The sequence below is a fragment of the Salinibacterium sp. 10G20-15 genome (genome assembly GCF_057365065.1).
Window position 1 is genome coordinate 1,711,531 of sequence record NZ_CP195118.1, and the last position, 15,916, is coordinate 1,727,446.

General features: G+C 61.1%; 15 protein-coding genes and 1 tRNA gene. 7 read left to right on the forward strand and 9 right to left on the reverse strand.

The window, feature by feature from the left end:
- Positions 1-41 precede the first annotated feature (41 nt).
- From ACR3YK_RS08205 to ACR3YK_RS08220, 4 genes are all read left to right on the forward strand, one after another.
- A complete protein-coding gene (locus tag ACR3YK_RS08205; RefSeq protein ID WP_486174410.1) occupies positions 42-962 on the forward strand; it encodes an aldose 1-epimerase family protein in 921 nt (306 codons plus the stop codon).
- Positions 963-972: 10 nt separating this feature from the next.
- On the forward strand, positions 973-2,031 hold the full coding sequence (locus ACR3YK_RS08210; RefSeq protein WP_486174411.1) for a VIT1/CCC1 transporter family protein: 1,059 nt from the start codon (positions 973-975) through the stop codon (positions 2,029-2,031).
- Between the two features lie 15 nt (positions 2,032-2,046).
- A complete protein-coding gene (locus ACR3YK_RS08215; RefSeq protein ID WP_486174412.1) occupies positions 2,047-2,625 on the forward strand; it encodes a cysteine hydrolase family protein in 579 nt (192 codons plus the stop codon).
- Positions 2,626-2,747: 122 nt separating this feature from the next.
- Positions 2,748-4,310: a stealth family protein gene (locus ACR3YK_RS08220; protein WP_486174413.1), complete on the forward strand. Its 1,563-nt coding sequence runs from the start codon at positions 2,748-2,750 to the stop codon at positions 4,308-4,310.
- A gap of 53 nt (positions 4,311-4,363) precedes the next feature.
- On the opposite strand, the gene ACR3YK_RS08225 is transcribed toward ACR3YK_RS08220, so the two are convergent.
- The 5 genes from ACR3YK_RS08225 to ACR3YK_RS08245 form a co-directional block, all read right to left on the reverse strand.
- A complete protein-coding gene (locus ACR3YK_RS08225; protein ID WP_486176397.1) occupies positions 4,364-5,281 on the reverse strand; it encodes a phosphodiesterase in 918 nt (305 codons plus the stop codon).
- Positions 5,282-5,429: 148 nt separating this feature from the next.
- Positions 5,430-7,571, reverse strand: coding sequence for a nuclease-related domain-containing DEAD/DEAH box helicase (locus ACR3YK_RS08230; RefSeq protein ID WP_486174414.1), 2,142 nt, complete (start codon positions 7,569-7,571; stop codon positions 5,430-5,432).
- Positions 7,572-7,683: 112 nt separating this feature from the next.
- Positions 7,684-8,538, reverse strand: a complete 855-nt coding sequence (locus tag ACR3YK_RS08235; RefSeq protein ID WP_486174415.1) for an NAD-dependent epimerase/dehydratase family protein — start codon at positions 8,536-8,538, stop codon at positions 7,684-7,686.
- A gap of 83 nt (positions 8,539-8,621) precedes the next feature.
- Positions 8,622-9,095 (reverse strand): WapI family immunity protein, encoded by a 474-nt coding sequence (locus ACR3YK_RS08240; protein ID WP_486174416.1) that lies wholly within the window; start codon positions 9,093-9,095, stop codon positions 8,622-8,624.
- A 99-nt stretch (positions 9,096-9,194) separates the two neighbouring features.
- Positions 9,195-9,267 (reverse strand) — tRNA-Lys (locus ACR3YK_RS08245).
- A gap of 25 nt (positions 9,268-9,292) precedes the next feature.
- Here ACR3YK_RS08245 and ACR3YK_RS08250 point away from each other — a divergent pair.
- The 3 genes from ACR3YK_RS08250 to ACR3YK_RS08260 all read left to right on the forward strand — a co-directional run bounded on the left by ACR3YK_RS08250 (position 9,293) and on the right by ACR3YK_RS08260 (position 11,757).
- On the forward strand, positions 9,293-9,922 hold the full coding sequence (locus ACR3YK_RS08250) for a DNA-directed RNA polymerase subunit beta (protein ID WP_486174417.1): 630 nt from the start codon (positions 9,293-9,295) through the stop codon (positions 9,920-9,922).
- 423 nt (positions 9,923-10,345) lie between these two features.
- Positions 10,346-10,954 carry a sigma-70 family RNA polymerase sigma factor gene (locus ACR3YK_RS08255; RefSeq protein WP_189621839.1) on the forward strand — a complete coding sequence of 203 codons (609 nt, stop codon included), beginning with the start codon at positions 10,346-10,348 and terminating at the stop codon, positions 10,952-10,954.
- Positions 10,951-11,757 (forward strand): anti-sigma factor, encoded by an 807-nt coding sequence (locus ACR3YK_RS08260; protein WP_486174418.1) that lies wholly within the window; start codon positions 10,951-10,953, stop codon positions 11,755-11,757. The genes ACR3YK_RS08255 and ACR3YK_RS08260 overlap by 4 nt, the downstream gene beginning before the upstream one ends.
- A 95-nt stretch (positions 11,758-11,852) precedes the next feature.
- On the opposite strand, the gene pstB is transcribed toward ACR3YK_RS08260, so the two are convergent.
- From pstB to ACR3YK_RS08280, 4 genes are all read right to left on the reverse strand, one after another.
- Positions 11,853-12,632, reverse strand: coding sequence for a phosphate ABC transporter ATP-binding protein PstB (pstB, locus tag ACR3YK_RS08265; RefSeq protein ID WP_486174419.1), 780 nt, complete (start codon positions 12,630-12,632; stop codon positions 11,853-11,855).
- A gap of 18 nt (positions 12,633-12,650) precedes the next feature.
- On the reverse strand, positions 12,651-13,733 hold the full coding sequence (gene pstA, locus ACR3YK_RS08270) for a phosphate ABC transporter permease PstA (protein WP_486174420.1): 1,083 nt from the start codon (positions 13,731-13,733) through the stop codon (positions 12,651-12,653).
- Positions 13,733-14,677 carry a phosphate ABC transporter permease subunit PstC gene (pstC, locus tag ACR3YK_RS08275; protein ID WP_486174421.1) on the reverse strand — a complete coding sequence of 315 codons (945 nt, stop codon included), beginning with the start codon at positions 14,675-14,677 and terminating at the stop codon, positions 13,733-13,735. Before pstC ends, pstA begins: the two co-directional genes overlap by 1 nt.
- Positions 14,678-14,820: 143 nt before the next feature.
- On the reverse strand, positions 14,821-15,915 hold the full coding sequence (locus tag ACR3YK_RS08280; RefSeq protein ID WP_486174422.1) for a phosphate ABC transporter substrate-binding protein PstS: 1,095 nt from the start codon (positions 15,913-15,915) through the stop codon (positions 14,821-14,823).
- Position 15,916: the final 1 nt, after the last annotated feature.

The window sequence follows — 15,916 nt, forward strand, 5'->3', positions numbered from 1 at the left end:
TGCTTCCTTGGTTGTGGCCGGTGCGCCGGTAGGCTGTTGCGGTGAGCACGCCTACAGGAAACCAGTACATCATCACTCGCGCCACTGAGCAGGGCGAAGCGCGAGCGACCATCACCGAACTTGCCGCCTCGTTGCGTGAGTTCAGTATCGGCGGGGTCGATCTTGTGGAGTCCTACGCTGAATCGGCGATGCCGCCCTTCGCTGACGGCATCGTGTTGGTGCCGTGGCCGAACCGCATCGAAGACGGCACGTGGATGCTCGATGGTGAGCCGCAGACTCTCGACATCACGGAGCGCGACCGCAACAACTCCATTCACGGACTGCTGCGCAACATCGGCTACTCGCTGATCGAACGCACGGAAGGCTCGGTCACCCTCGGCGCGACGATCTTCCCGCAGCATGGTTACCCCTTCCACGTGCACACCACCGTGCGCTACGAACTCGTGGAGGGTGGACTGAGCGTCAGCCACACCGCTACCAACCTTTCGGATGCCGCAGCCCCGTATGCGCTCGGAACCCACCCGTTCTTCAAGATCGGTGACACTCCCATTGCGGAATTAACTCTCACGATGACCGCCGCCACTCGCTTCGAATCGAATGAGCGCCTCATCCCGACGGCCGAAGTTGCTGTGCCCGGAACGGACTTTGACTTGAGTGCTGGCCGCCCGGTCGGCGAACTCGACCTCGATATGGCATTCGCCGGCGTCGAGGTTGTCGATGGCATCGCCGCTCGCCTCACTGCGCCTAATGGCAGCGAAGTGCGCGTGACCGTTGACGAGAACTTCGACTTCGTTCAGTTGTTCACGCCGCGCAACTTTCCGACCCTCACCGGCATCGGCCAGGTCGTCGCGATCGAGCCTATGACGGCCGCCCCCAACGCGTTCAACACGGGCCGCGGTCTTTTGTGGCTTGAGCCCGGTGTCGAGTTCGCTGCAACCTGGGGCGTCGAGTTCTCTGCCTAAGGAGTCTGTCGTGAGTTCAGCACCCCGAGCCCGCGATGTGCGCCGGTGGCGACGCTATCTCGCCGCCGAACGCGCCGAAGCGGCCGTCTATCGCGATCTGGCATCCCGCCGCACCGGCGAAGAGCGCGAGATCCTGTTGGCGCTTGCCGCCGCCGAGAAACGCCACGAAGATCACTGGTTGACCTTGCTGGGGGAGCAGGCCGGTCGCCCGCTTCCCACCGACCCGCGAACTCGGATGCTCGGCTTCCTGGCCCGACGGTTTGGCTCTGTCTTTGTGCTCGCCCTTGCCCAGCGCGCCGAGTCACGGTCGCCGTATCTGGATGACGACGACGCGACCGACACAATGGCCGCCGACGAAGCCGTGCACGAGGAAGTCGTTCGCGCGCTCGCAACCCGCGGGCGTCAACGCCTCTCGGGAACGTTCCGCGCCGCCGTGTTCGGAGCAAACGACGGCCTCGTCTCCAACCTCGCCCTCGTGCTCGGCATGAGCGCCGCCGGGCTCCCCAACGCTGTCGTTCTACTTTCCGGTGTAGCTGGGCTCCTCGCCGGAGCCCTCTCGATGGCCGCGGGTGAATACGTCTCCGTGCGCTCCCAGCTTGAACTGGAAGCAGCAGCAGCGCACAGTCCCGTTGCGGTGGACTCGGTCACCCACCTCGACGTAGACGAAAACGAGCTGGCGCTCGTCTACCGCGCTCGCGGCATGAGCACGCACGAAGCCGAGCTGCACGCCGCCGAAGTGCTTGCCGGGCGCACCACGGAAGCCGCGACGGCGACACCGGAACACAATCCGATCGGTTCGGCTCTGGGCGCTGCGGCATCCAGCTTCGGTTTCTTTGCTTCTGGTGCGGTGATCCCCGTGGTGCCGTATCTGATCGGCGCGGAGGGTCTCGTTGCGGTGGTGATCGCAGTGCTACTTGTGGGGCTTGCACTGCTCGTGACCGGCTCCATTGTTGGCTTGTTATCGGGCGCTTCGCCACTCAAGCGGGCGCTTCGTCAATTGGCCATCGGGTATGGAGCCGCTACCGCAACGTACTTACTAGGACTACTATTCGGGGTAACTGTCGGCTAAACCCCGGAGGTCGCAATGGCTGCAGCACTCATCGTTGTCGATGTACAGCAAGGCTTTGACGACGCCGCCTACTGGGGGCCACGCAACAACCCGAACTGTGAATCGAACATCGGGATGCTCATCGGGCACTGGCGCCGTGAAGGCTGGCCCATCGTCTATGTGCGGCACGATTCCGACGACGAGACCTCACCGCTGCATCCGAGTTCTGCGGGCAACGCCTTCAAGGAGCTGCTGTCGGGCACTCCCGATTTGCTCGTAACCAAGAGTGTGAACTCGAGTTTTCATGGCAGCCCCGACCTCAACGAGTGGCTGAAAGCATCCGCTATCGAGTCGATTGTCATCTGCGGAATCACCACCAACCACTGCTGCGAAACCACGGCGCGCGTGGGCGGCAACCTCGGCTATGACGTGACATTTGTGATTGACGCAACGCGCACCTTCGACAGAGATGGCCCCTTTGGGGAAGAAGTCGCTGCCGACGAGCTCTCGCGCATCACGGGCGTAAACCTGCACGATGAGTTTGCGACCGTCGTACTGACTCGCGACCTGGTCGGCCGCGGGTCTCGAGCGGGTCACGGCGGAGTGGTGATCTAGAGCGGTTTTCTTTTGCGCGCTACGCGACCGATTCTCAGTGGTTCGGGCTATCCTCAAAGCAGCTAACGGCATCCGTTTTCGGATGTTGGGCATTTCAGCCAGGCTCGAAAATTGGGGCCACCATGATTGACCATGTTTCTTCTCCCGCCGTAGTAGGTCGCGACGATGTCGTGGTGCACGATGGGCTGCTTGCTCTCAGCAACAGCACCCTCACGCCGCGTGAAGCCGTGCGCGAAGACTTACTGTTTGTGCGCCGTGTGCTCGACGCCGCCGAGATCCCCTTTTTGATGGTGCGTGGTGAAGACGAAACACCCGTACTGGCGATTGATGCCAAGGACCGCAAGGGGCTGCGCCTCGCGCTCATCGCCGCCTGCCAGAACGAACCCTTCTATGTGAAGCCCGCGCGCATCAAGGCCAACGGCAAGCGCCTTGCGTCCGATAAGCGAGACACTCCGGTGCTGGTCGCGGATGGCGTACTCACGCCGGTAATCAAAGCGAAAGCGTTCGTTATTTTTCGACCCCGTGTCGAGCCTGCCGGCCGCCTGCGCTTTGACGAGCCTTTTGGTGTGCGCATCGAACTGTGGGAGTACGTGCGCAACGAGGTTGTTGCTCCGAACCCGAACGCGCTTATGCGCCGCTGGCTGCCAAGTAACGAAGCCATCAACGACACCGTTGAGTTGCACGGTGAAAGCTGGCCAACGCTTCGGGGCATGTTTGACCGGCTTGCCCACGATATCCCGTTCGAAATCGACATCGTCTTCTCGTGGGTCGATGGTGCTGAAGTGGAATGGCAGAAGGCGCGTGCTGCCCGCATGGCTAACTTCGTGGTCGGCGAGGGTGATGATTCCGAGGCGCGCTTTAGGCAGCTGGACGAGCTCAAGTACGCCCTGCGCTCGGTGCACCAGTACGCCCCCTGGATTCGCAACATCTACATCGCCACTGACTCACCGCGCCCCCAGTGGCTAGCCGAGCACCCGCGCGTCACGCTCATGCGCAGCGAAGACTTCTTTGAGCGCCCCGAAGACCTGCCCACGCATAACTCGCACGCGGTTGAAAGCCAGTTGCACAACATCCCGGGAATCAGCGAACACTTTCTGTATTCCAACGACGACATGTTCTTTGGTCGTCACGTGAGCCCCTCAATGTTTTACTCGCCGGGCGGCATCTCCAAGTTCATCGAGGCACGCACCCGTATTGGTCTTGGCGAGAGCAGCCTGCAACGCTCTGGTTTCGAAAATGCGGCGCGTGTTAATCGTCGACTGCTGCAGCAGAAGTTTGGTGCGACCATCACGCGTCACCTCGAGCACGCGGCAACCCCGCTCCGCGTGTCGGTGATGCGAGAGCTCGAAGCAGAGTTTCCCGACGACTTCGCACGCACGAGTGCCAGCGCGTTTCGCCAGGCGACCGACATCTCAGTCACCAACTCGCTGTACCACTATTACGCGCTGCTGAGCGGAAAAGCGATCGTGCAAACGGATGCCACAGTGAAGTACGTCGACACGACATCCATTGAAGGGCTGCGCAAGATGCGGTCGTTGCTGCGCAAGCGCTCGAGCGACTTCTTCTGCCTGAACGATGGCAGCTTCCCCGAGATCTCAGCGGAAGACCGTGCTGCTGCGGTGCGCTCGTTCCTCGATGAGTACTACCCGATTCCGGCGCCGTGGGAGTTGCCCGAAGCCGAGTAGGGTGACGCACTGTAGCCGATCTAGCAGCCCGACCGTCAGTCGAATGAGGTTGGCTAGGCGCTTTGTGGGCTGGGTACGACGTGAGGGTTGAGCGGCGGCGGAATCGTGATTCCTTCACGCTCGAGAATCGCGGCTGTCTCTTCTGGCGTGACATACGAGAGGCTCCCGTAGTCTCCGAGAGGCACGACCGAGTGCATCACTGTTTCGTCGTAGACGTGCACCAGGTTGAATGACTGGGCACCATCCCGACCCCGCGTTCCGCCGACGGGCACGTTGAGGTCTTGCGTGTAGCAGGTGGCTGAGGCGACGGACACGGGGATGCCCGCGAACGTGGCGGTCGTTGAGTAGTGCAGGTGACCGGCGATGATGCTGCGGATGTCGCTGCCGCGGATTACAGCGGCGAGTTCCTTTTGAGAGCGCAGTTCGACCGTCACGGCAAGATCGAGCACGGTGGGCACCGGCGGGTGGTGCATTGCGAGAATGGTGCCGTGGGGTGCCGGGGTAGCGAGTTCGTTCTGCAACCACAGCAGTTGGGCATCCGAAATATCGCCATGATGTTCGCCGGGAACAGTCGAGTCGAGCGCAATGATGCGCAAACCGTTGACGTCGATTACGCGGTCGATGGGCGCGGTGGTGGCGGGTTCATCGAGAAGAGTAGTGGTGAAGGTGCTGCGGTCGTCGTGGTTGCCCATGACCCACACCACTTGTGCTCCGAGGCGATCGGCGACGGGCTCGACGATCTCTCGGAGGGCGCGGTAGGCGTCCGCTTCCCCTTTGTCGGCGAGGTCGCCGGTGACGATGATCGCTTCGGGGCGAGAACCGGATGCCTCCAATTCAGAGAACAATTGCCGCAGCTTGGTCTCGCTGTCGAGGCTGTCATAGAGGCGTCGCCCATCGGCGAGCAGGTGCACGTCGCTGAGGTGTAACACGTAATGGTCGGGTCGAGGATACTGCGACACGTAGCCGGTCATGGGCGTAGTCCAGCACTCGAACATGGATGCGTGGTGAACATCCTGCGGCAAGTTGCGCACCGTCCCCCGGTTTCTGCGGATCGGGGTCGCCCAGCGTGACCCGGTTTGGGGGCGTGCGTGACCGCAGTCGCTCAAGTGAAATTCTGCGTCAGCAGAACCCTACCCAGAGCGCGTCGCGGGCACGGGTGGTCGCTACATATCGTTCGCGCAGCTGGCGTGCTGTGCGTTCATCGTCGGCGGCAGGCGGGTGCTTCGGCGTCCACGGCAGAAGCACCAGTTTGAACTCGAGGCCTTTAGCCCGATTGATCGTTCCAACTTTGACCGCGTCTACTGGCACCCCGGCGTAATCCACAAGGCTCATCGAAGCCAGTCCCGCTTCGGCCAGCAAACGCTGAGCTATGTCGACTTGTCGGTTGGTATCGCACAAGATCGCGATGTCGCCGATTCCGATCTCCGCCGAAACGGCTGCCGAACGGATGTGCTCAACCAATGCTCGGTCGTGCTCGTCCTTTGACGCAAACGTTGCAGAGACGGGAGGGCGTCCGTGGCGCCCCGTGGCACTGACGGCATTGTTGTGACGGTCACTGACTACGACAGAAGAAACGTCATCCTTTCTCCCGCGAGCTCGTCCTGAGATTGCGGTAGGCGAATCATCGATGTCCGCGAAATCGTTGTCTTTGATGAAAGCGGATGCGAACTCTTGGATTTCAATAGTGTTCCGGTAATTCCTGTCGAGGACGACGCCGCGCCCCGATAGGGAAATGCCGGCTTCGCTGAGTACATAACCACCCGGATAGATGCTCTGTTGTCCGTCGCCGATGAGAGTGAAGGCGTCGGGGCCATCGCCCACCAGTGAGTGCAACATTCGAACCATGGACAGGGAGAGGTCCTGTGCTTCGTCGACAACGACCGCAGCGTATTCAGTGAGAGGACGCTCCTGTAACGCCTTCTCCGCAAGAAGAATCTGGTCTTTGAAATCGTGAATCCCAGCGGCCCGCATGAGTTGCTCGTAATCCTGGAACAGTCTCCACACTGCTCGACGGTCTTCGACATTGAGGGGAATCATTCGGCCCGGGCGCGCACAATCTGCATATTGCTCGAACGACGTGAGCCCACGGCCTTTGATGACGGCGTCGACTTCCTCTTTCCAGTATTCGAAACCAGCGACGGGAGCCCGCGCAGAAAGTCGAGTTCGAGAGCTCTCGTCGAGCGCAAACCACGCCTTTTTCAACAGCAAGCCTGCGCGACGCGAGTCTATCTTGAGTCGTACGCCTCGTTCTGAAAGTGCGCGCGACGCGAAAGAGTTGACGCCGACGAAGTCAACCCGATCGGCAGCCTCAGGCGCCAGCCGAGTGAGTAGGTTGCTCATGACAGCGGGGAGCGTCTTTACGAATGTGGTGAATAAGATGCGGCCATGGGGGTGCATGCGTGCGAGGTATGCAGCTCGATGCAAACCGACGACGGTTTTTCCGGTTCCAGCGCTTCCGCGTATGCGAGACGGCCCGTTGAAGCTGCGGCGCACGAGCGTGGCTTGACTGGGGTGGAGAAAAGTCATCCAATCCTCGACCGGTGAAGCGAGTTCCGCAGCGCTGAGGGCTTCCAAAACTTCGTCTTCGCTCAGCAACGCGCCGTCTTCGAGAGCGTGGTTCGGGGCTTCCGAAAGCACCGGCTCAGGAACGGCTTTAATGGTTTGCTCGAGCTGCGGACCTGAGTAGGCGGGGAAGTGCTGCATCGCCGCGAACAGCACTTTCTCGACTTGTGACGGCGTGAGTCTTCGTCCGCGGGCGGCAAGATGTTTGTGAACGTCATGCTCGCCGACGACCTCGACTGGGCCTACCTCGCCAAGCCGCCCTTTGTGCCCGTGCATTACTAGTGCGACGCGCACTTCGCCGGGAGCGAGGCCCACGTCTGCAAATACCGCTTCTGCCGAGTTTGCGACGTCGGCAAGTCGCAGTACATCATCCGTGACGTCATCTTGCCCGCGGTACATCGAGCCCGCTGCAACGCTGAAATCATTCCAGTGCTTCGAATCGATGATCCACACACCTGAAGGGCCGACCACGATGAGGTCGAGCTGCGCGTTCCGCGAACCAGGCCACTTGCGGTCTGCCAGCAGATAGTAGCCGTGAGCGGTTAATGGCGACAGACGCTGTGCGAGCTGACGTTCGGCAACGGCTGCTGCTGCATAGCGACCAGCTTCATCCGCTGCGAGAGTAGCTTCACGCTGATAGCTTGACGCGAGCGCACTCAAACGCTGCGCCTGCTGTTCGGCAGACGATCCCGCTGACATCCTGATCCCCCTATCGGATATCCATATTTTGGCAGTAATTCTCAATTACGGATGTACCGCACCCAGGGGGTCTGAAATAGCGCGGCGGAGAATATCGGTTGCTCTCGGCGCGCTAGTCGCGCCAGCTGTGCTGCGGCACCCAGCCGAGAAGGCGCTCGGCCTTGGCAATCGAGGTTAGTGACGTGTTGACGCCGAGCTCGCCGCGAATGTCGACGCCGGGGAACACTTCCGCCACGAGGTCCGCATTGGGGCGGGTCATTACGGTATCGGCGGCAAAGATGTTGAAGACGTCGTAGCCGGGGCGGGAGGTCTCCAAGGCCAAACGAATGGCGTCGGCTCCGTCACGGGAGTCGATGTAACCCCAGAGGTTCCAGGACCGCAGCCGGGCATCCACATCGAAGCTTGGGAATTCGGCATAGTCGGCAGGCTCCATCACGTTGGAGAACCGCAGCGCGCTGATGCTGAGCGTGGGGTCCCAACGCACAAACTTTTGCGCCATCTCTTCCTCAAGATGCTTCACCATCGAGTAGGTCGATTCGGGGCGGGTTTCGTACTCCTCATCGAGCGGGATGTAGGGCGGGGGAGTCTCGAACGGCAAACCCAAGACGGTCTCGCTCGAGGCGTACGCGATGGTCTTGATGCCGAGTCGTTTGCACGCTTGGAAGACGTTGAAGGTCGCGTTCATGTTGTTGTGGAACGTGGCGGCGTCTGACCAGAGGCCCGGGGCTGGGATCGCGCCGAGGTGAGCGACGGCATCCACGCCGTCGTTGCGATCATTGATGCCGGCGAGAGCATCCACGACCTGTCCGTAGTCGGTGAGGTCAACGTAGGTGAACTGGCTGCGGTCGGGGCCAGCCATATCGAGCACGGTCACCGTGTGGCCTGCGGCACGCAAGCCGGCAACGGTCGCCCGCCCGAGCTTGCCGTTTCCGCCAGTGACGGCGATGCGGAGAGGAGTGGATGACATGGCGAGCTCCTTTGCTGCGGCGCGAATGAATCGTTTTAGGTGGCCGCGCACCATGTTATCTCTATCGCGCGGAATGAAAGATGCTAGCGCACGGGGAACTCGGCGAGCTCCTGCTCCCACGCCGCAACAGCATGCCTGATGTCCTTCGTCGCGATCGTGAGATCCAGGAAGAATTCCCTCTCACTCGTCACGCTCGGAGGCTGTGACTCAAGCCAAAGGAACACACGGATGACAACCGCAGACGGCTCGAAGCTCACGAGACTGAATCCGAGGTTCGGTTCGACGAACTCCCGCGTGGGAAGCAGCTCGCTTTCGCCGCTCAGCTCCATCGGCTCAACAAGCCCGCGGGCGGCCCGCAGAAGCCACGTGCCGAGGTCGCGTGCCTCGTCCACGAGCAGGCAGGGTTCGAGAAAGTTCCACTCTACGGCGCCCCAACGGGCTCGCCCATCGATCAGGAGCCAGTTGGCGTCGTAAGGATCGACCCGTACATCTTCAAACTGGTAAGCCATGGGCTCGATGCTGAGATAGTTCGTTCCGCCAGCATCCCATAACTCCATGGTGAGGAGCCTAATCGTGGCGCGCTTCTAAGAGCGCACAAGAACCGCAAGAAAACGCCTCAAAGGCATTCACGAACGCCTCGAAGGCTGACTAAGATGTGGGCCCGGCCGGGCTCGAACCGGCGACCCGCGGATTAAAAGTCCGATGCTCTACCAACTGAGCTACAGGCCCTACATGTTAAGCGTACCGTGATCTTATGGCCGAAAATTTCCAAAAGCCCACGCAATACTCGACAGACAAGTTTGACACATTTGAGGGCGGACAAGATCCGGCTCAAATAATGCGCGCCGCCCACGATACCGCCCATGCCCTCATTGAGGGTGCACGCAACACGGATGACCCTGCCGTCGTCGACCGTATCGTGGCTTACACCGACAAAAACGGTATCGATGCACTCGCCGAGCTGTGGTCGCGGTCGAGCCCCAGCAGCCTGCCTGGAGCGCTGTGGCGCATCTATCTCTTACGTGCCGTCATCCAACAGGATGCAGTCGGCACGAGCCTGCTCTTCCAGCGCGGTACTGACACACTGACGACGATTGATGCGGCGGTCACGGGCGCAGTAAACCCGACAGGGCCAAACGAAATCAAGACGCTGGCGGATGAGGTGCTGCGCGGTCTGTTCCGTGGCGATTTTGGTGTGGCGCTCGATCGTGCTGCCTCCTTCAGCCGCATTCTGGCTTCAGGTGCAGGAAGTGTCGCTGATGACCAAGAGCTGCTGAACCCGGAACGGGCGAGCGAACTCACCACCCGAGCCGATCGCTACTCGCGAATGGCGACGGAGTTCGCGGCCTGCGCCAAGCTCTTTCGGGCGGGCGCGCTCGACTAGCACGGAGCCGTTCACCTTCGCTGCCCGCGAACACCGCCCTCAAGCTCTCGCTCCAAGGTGGCGTACAGCGAGGCCTTTGCTACACTTTTCTTCGCCGGGCCACAGTAACCCCGGGCTCCAAAATTAGCCGCTGCGAGCGGCCCTGCGTCGTGAGGCGTTCTCTGTGGCCCGGCTTTTTAGTGCCCGCTGGCCGCCTCAGCAACCGAATCCGCCCTCGCCGCCTCGACTACTTTTTGCCGTTCTGCCGGCCCCGCGAGGCAACGCTGAGATTCCGACACATTTCGACCAAACCTTTCTCGCTAGGGCCCCGAATCACCAACCAGTGAATGAAACTGACGAAAACCATCGTCGGCCCCGCATCCACTGACTGAAGATTCGCTGCTGAACCACACGAACTGCGATGAAGGAGCACAGGAACCTGTCATGCTTGTCCTTATGTCTCGTGAAGCTGATGTCGGCGCAACGCCCGAAGAACCGGGTGTGCCTGCCACAAGCCCGCAAGACCTATTAGAGCGTGTCGCCACTGGCGATCAGGCCGCATTTAGCGAACTGTACGACCAACTGGCTCCTCGAGTTTTTGGACTCGTCAAGAGGCTCCTTCGCGACCATTCGCAGTCCGAAGAAGTGACGCAAGAGATCTTCTTGGAGATCTGGCAAACCGCAACCCGATTCGATTCGAATAAGGGTGCAGCGGTGAGCTGGATTCTCACCATGGCTCACCGCCGAACCGTTGACCGTGTACGTGCATCGCAGTCGTCCCGCGACCGCGACGTTCGTATCGGCATCCGTGATCACAACCCGGACTACGATCACGTCTCAGAAACCATTGAAGTCCGACTCGAACACGAAAGGGTAGAGAAGGCCATGTCACGACTGACTGAACTCCAGCGCCAAGCTGTCTCCCTTGCGTACTACGGCGGCTATAGCCACAGTGAGGTGGCGACCATGCTTAAGGTTCCCGTCGGCACTGTCAAAACCCGACTACGTGATGGAATGATCCGCTTACGCGACGAAATGGGGGTGGCATCATGAACAACCGCAACGACGACCTCGCAGCACAGTCTGGCGCCTACGCTCTCAACGCGTTAAGCCCTGAAGAGCGCGAGGCTTTCGAGAAGCACTTGGCTGCTTCCGATGAGACCCGCACCGAGACCACCGAACTCTCCGACACGGCAGTGGCACTCGGAATGGCCATTGACCCGGTCACTCCGCCTCCTGCCCTCAAAGCCAACCTCATGGCGATGATTGCTCAGACGCCGCAATTACCGCGCGAAGCAGATGTCGCTGTGGCGGCCGAGGAATCAAGCACCTCGTCGCCTGCCCCGGCGACTCCCGCGGAGACCAAGGCTCAAGCTCGCTGGTTCACCCGTCCGGCTACCGCTTTGGCGGCTGTCGCTGCCGCAGTGGCGCTCATCGTTGCCGGTGGCGTGGTCGCCGATTCCATCGGTCGCACCTCTCTCGAACAGTCGACGTTTGCTGCTGCACAGGCCGACCAGCTCGCGGCGATCAATGCCGCCAGCGACTCGCAGCGTCTGGTCTCGACGGTCGCGGGGGGAGCCACGGCTACCTTCGTGTGGTCGGGCGAGCTCGCGTCATCCGCTGTAATTGTGGACGGTCTTGAGCCGCTTCCTGCCGACCAGGTTTACGAGCTCTGGTACATCGACGAGTCAGGTGCTCGCCCGGCTGGCCTCATGAGTGCTGCCGAGGACGGCCCAACGTGGCGCGTGCTCGATGGCGAAATGGGTGTCGGAGACATCGTAGGCGTCACGATCGAACCCAAGGGCGGTTCGGATGCACCCACCACCGACCCGATCGTGGTCTTCGAAAGCGCGTAGCGCCGTCTGACGTAATTAATGGAAAAGCCCCCGGCCGATAAGGCGCGGGGGCTTTTTCGTGCCGCGGGATAGCGACAGCGTGCTCGAGCGGTTCGTTACCCGAACTTGCCGGAGACGTAGTCTTCGGTTGCCTGAACGCTGGGGTTCGAGAAGATCGTGGTGGTGTCGTCGTACTCGATGAGCTTGCCGGGGGCACCGGTACCCGCGATGTTGAAGAAGGCGGTTCGGTCGGAGACGCGCGAGGCCTGCTGCATGTTGTGGGTCACGATCACGATCGTGTACTCCTGCTTGAGTTCCTCGATGAGGTCTTCAATGGCGAGGGTGGAGATGGGGTCGAGGGCCGAGCAGGGCTCATCCATCAGCACGACGTCAGGCTTCACGGCGATGGCGCGGGCGATGCAGAGTCGTTGTTGCTGACCACCAGAGAGGCCCGATCCGGGCTTGTCGAGGCGGTCCTTGACCTCGTTCCACAGGTTGGCACCTACGAGCGATGACTCAACGAGATCGTCGGCGTCGTTCTTGGTGATGCGGCTGTTGTTAAGTTTCACTCCGGCCAGCACGTTGTCACGAATCGACATCGTGGGGAAGGGGTTGGGGCGTTGGAACACCATGCCCACCTGGCGACGCACGTTTACGGGGTCGACGCCGGGGCCGTACAGGTTGTTTCCGTCGATGAGAACTTCACCCTCGACGTAGGCGCCCGGGATGACCTCGTGCATGCGGTTGAGAGTGCGGAGGAAGGTCGACTTGCCACAACCGGAGGGGCCGATAAAGGCGGTAACCGTACGGGGCTCAATCGTGAGCGAGACACCTTCTACAGCGCGAAACTTGCTGTAGTAGACGTTGAGATCATTGACTTCAATGCGCTTAGACACGAATTAGGGTTCCTTCGGTTATCGACCGGTTTTGGGGGCGAAGATCTTGGCGATGATGCGGGCAATGAGGTTGAGCGCCATCACGATCAGGATGAGAGTGAGCGCTCCGGCCCACGCCCGATCGATGTACGCCTGAGCATCGGTGCCTTGGGAGATGTACGAGCTGTAGACGAATACCGGCAGGCTTTGCATCCGGTCGCTGAACAGCGAGTAGTTGAAGTTGTTGGTGAAGCCAGCAGCCACAAGGAGGGGTGCGGTCTCGCCGATGACGCGGGCGATGGAAAGCATCACACCGGTGGTGATTCCGGCGATGGATGTCGGCAGCACAACTTTCAGAATCGTCAGCCACTTGGGGACACCGAGGGCGAAAGCGGCCTCGCGCAGCTCGTTGGGTACCAGTCGCAGCATTTCTTCGCTCGAGCGCACGACGACGGGGATCATGAGCACCGACAGGGCGAGGGCTCCGGCGATTCCGACGCGTACACCGGGGCCGAAGAACAGCACGATGAGGGAGTAGGCGAAGAGGCCGGCGACGATCGAGGGGATGCCGGTCATGACATCCACGAAGAAGGTGATGGCCTGGGCGAGACGGCCGCGACCGTATTCGACGAGGTAGATCGAGGTCATGAGTCCGATGGGTACCGAAATCACGGTGGCCGCCAATGTCATCTGCAACGTTCCGACGATGGCGTGAGCTGCACCGCCACCGTCGCCGACGACGTTGCGTAGAGAGAGCGTGAAGAAGTCGAGGTCGAAGCGAGCGGAACCGTTGACGATAACGGTGTAGAGGAGCGAGACAAGCGGCAGCAGCGCCAAAACGAAGGCGAGCGTCACCAGAGTCGTCACGAGACGATCCGTCGCGCGTCGGTGCCCTTCGACGAGGCGCGAGACAGTGACGAGCACGACGCCGTAGAGCACAACTCCACAGAGCACCGCTCCAACGATGTTGAATTCGCTGGCCGGTTGCCCGGCTTGGATGAACAGGAAGATTGCGACGAAGGTAGCGAGGCTGCTCACCAGGATGAGCACGGGTGCCCAGCGGGGCAGCTGGCCGGCGGCGTACGCGTTCTGAATGGGGCGCGCTGGTGTGGTGGTAGTCATCAGTTCGCTCCCGAGAATTCCTTGCGGCGGTTGACGATATAGCGCGCGATCGTATTGACGATCAACGTGATGGCGAAGAGGATGAGGCCGGTCGCGATGAGCACATTGACGTTCAAGCCGTAGGCCTCGGGAAAGCTCAGCGCGATATTCGCCGCGATCGTTGATGGGTTGGTCGAGCTGACGAGGTTGAGAGTGATCACGTTGCTTGCTGACAGCACCATTGCGACGGCCATTGTTTCGCCGAGCGCCCGACCAAGGCCGAGCATTGCGCCTGAGACGATTCCGGCGCGAGCAAAGGGGAGCACAGCCGTTCTCACCATCTCCCATCGAGTTGCCCCGAGGGCGAGGGCTGCCTCTTCGTGCAGCACCGGAGTCTGCAGGAATACTTCGCGACAGATCGCCGTAATGATCGGCAAGATCATAACGGCAAGAACGATGGAGGCGGTGAGGATCGTGCGACCTGTTCCCGAGGCCGGGCCTGCAAAGAAGGGGATCCAGCCGAAGTTGTCGACGAGCCAGGAATAGAAGGGCTGTACCCCAACGGCGAGAACGTTGCCGCCCCAGAGGCCGAAGACGACCGAGGGAACAGCGGCGAGTAGATCAATGATGTAGCCAAGCGTTGCGGCGAGAGGCCGCGGCGCGTAGTGCGAGATGAAGAGAGCAATTCCGATAGCGACGGGAACTGCCATGAGGAGAGCCAAGCCGGCAGACCAGAGCGTGCCAAAGACGAGGGGCCCTACGTAGGACCAGAAGTCGGTTCCTTCAAGAAGCGTGGTTTCCTCGGGGTCTGCGGTGATGCCGGGAACACCTTGGAGAACGAGGAAGGCGGCGACGGCGGCGAGAATCGCAAGGATGAGGGAGCCGGCGGTGAGCGCAGTGCCGGAGAAGAGGCGGTCTCCGGGGCGCTGCTTCGCGCGGATACGGGGGGCCGCAGTCGAGGTCATGTGTCGAGTATCCCTTATCCCTGGCTTGGCTTGTTGAGTCGTGAGGTTGTCGTGGTGGTGTCTAGGCACATGAATTCACGCGACCCAGAGGAAAGTCTGCCCGACCCCGCTGCGGGGAGCAACGGGGTCGGGCAGACTCGGTGTTACTTGATGGCGTCTACCGCAGCTTGTGCCTTTTCGAACAGCGCCGAGGAGATCGGGGCCGAGCCGGCTGCTGCTGCTGCAACATCCTGGCCCTCAGGGCTGATGATGTACGACATGTAGGCCTTCACGAGGTCGACGTCGTCGCTCGAGGCGTACTCGTTGCAGCCGATGAGGTAGCTGATCAGAACGACCGGGTAAACGCCCGAGGCGTCGGATGCGCGGTCGAGCTCTACAGCAAAGTCGGTCTCGCCGCGACCTTCTGCGAAGGGCGAGGCGTCAACGATTGCTGCTGCAGCTTCGGGGGAGTACGGAACGTACTCGTCGCCCACCTTGACGGCGACGGTTCCGAGGTCGCCGGCGCGTGAGGCGTCGGCGTAACCGATCGTTCCCGTTCCGTTGGTGACGGCGTCAACAAGACCCGAGGTCTGAGGAGCAGCCTCGCCACCGAACTCGGTTGGCCAAGTTTCGATTGATCCGACGGTCCAGACCGAGGGAGCGGCAGCCGACAGGTAGTCGGTGAAGTTCGCGGTCGTTCCCGAGTCATCGGCACGGTGTACAGCGGTGATGTCGAGGTCGGGAAGATCTACGCCATCATTCTGCGAAGCGATCGTTTCGTCGTTCCACTTGGTGATGGAGCCGGTGAAGATTCCGGCGATCGTGTCGGCGTCGAGGTTGAGCGAGTCGATGCCGTCGAGGTTGAAGATGATCGCGATCGGCGAGATGTACGCAGGGATCTCAAGGATGCCGGTGCCAGGAACACACGATGCGAAGTTGTCTTCGTCAATTTCTTCGCTCTTGAAGGCACGGTCGGAACCTGCGAAGAGACTGCCGCCACCGATGAACGTGTCGCGTCCACCACCGGAACCGATGGGGTCGTACTCGACCGTAACGTTCTCGTTTGCGGTCTGGAATCCAGCAACCCACGCCTCTTGAGCTGCTTGCTGCGATGATGCGCCGGCGCCAACAAGCGTGCCGGTGAGGTCGGACATGTTCTCGTCGTCGCTGCCGCTGTCGGCTGCTGTTGCGCACGAGGAGAGGAGGATGGTGCCTGCGATAGCAATGGCACCGATGGTGCCAAGACGCTTGAAGTTCACA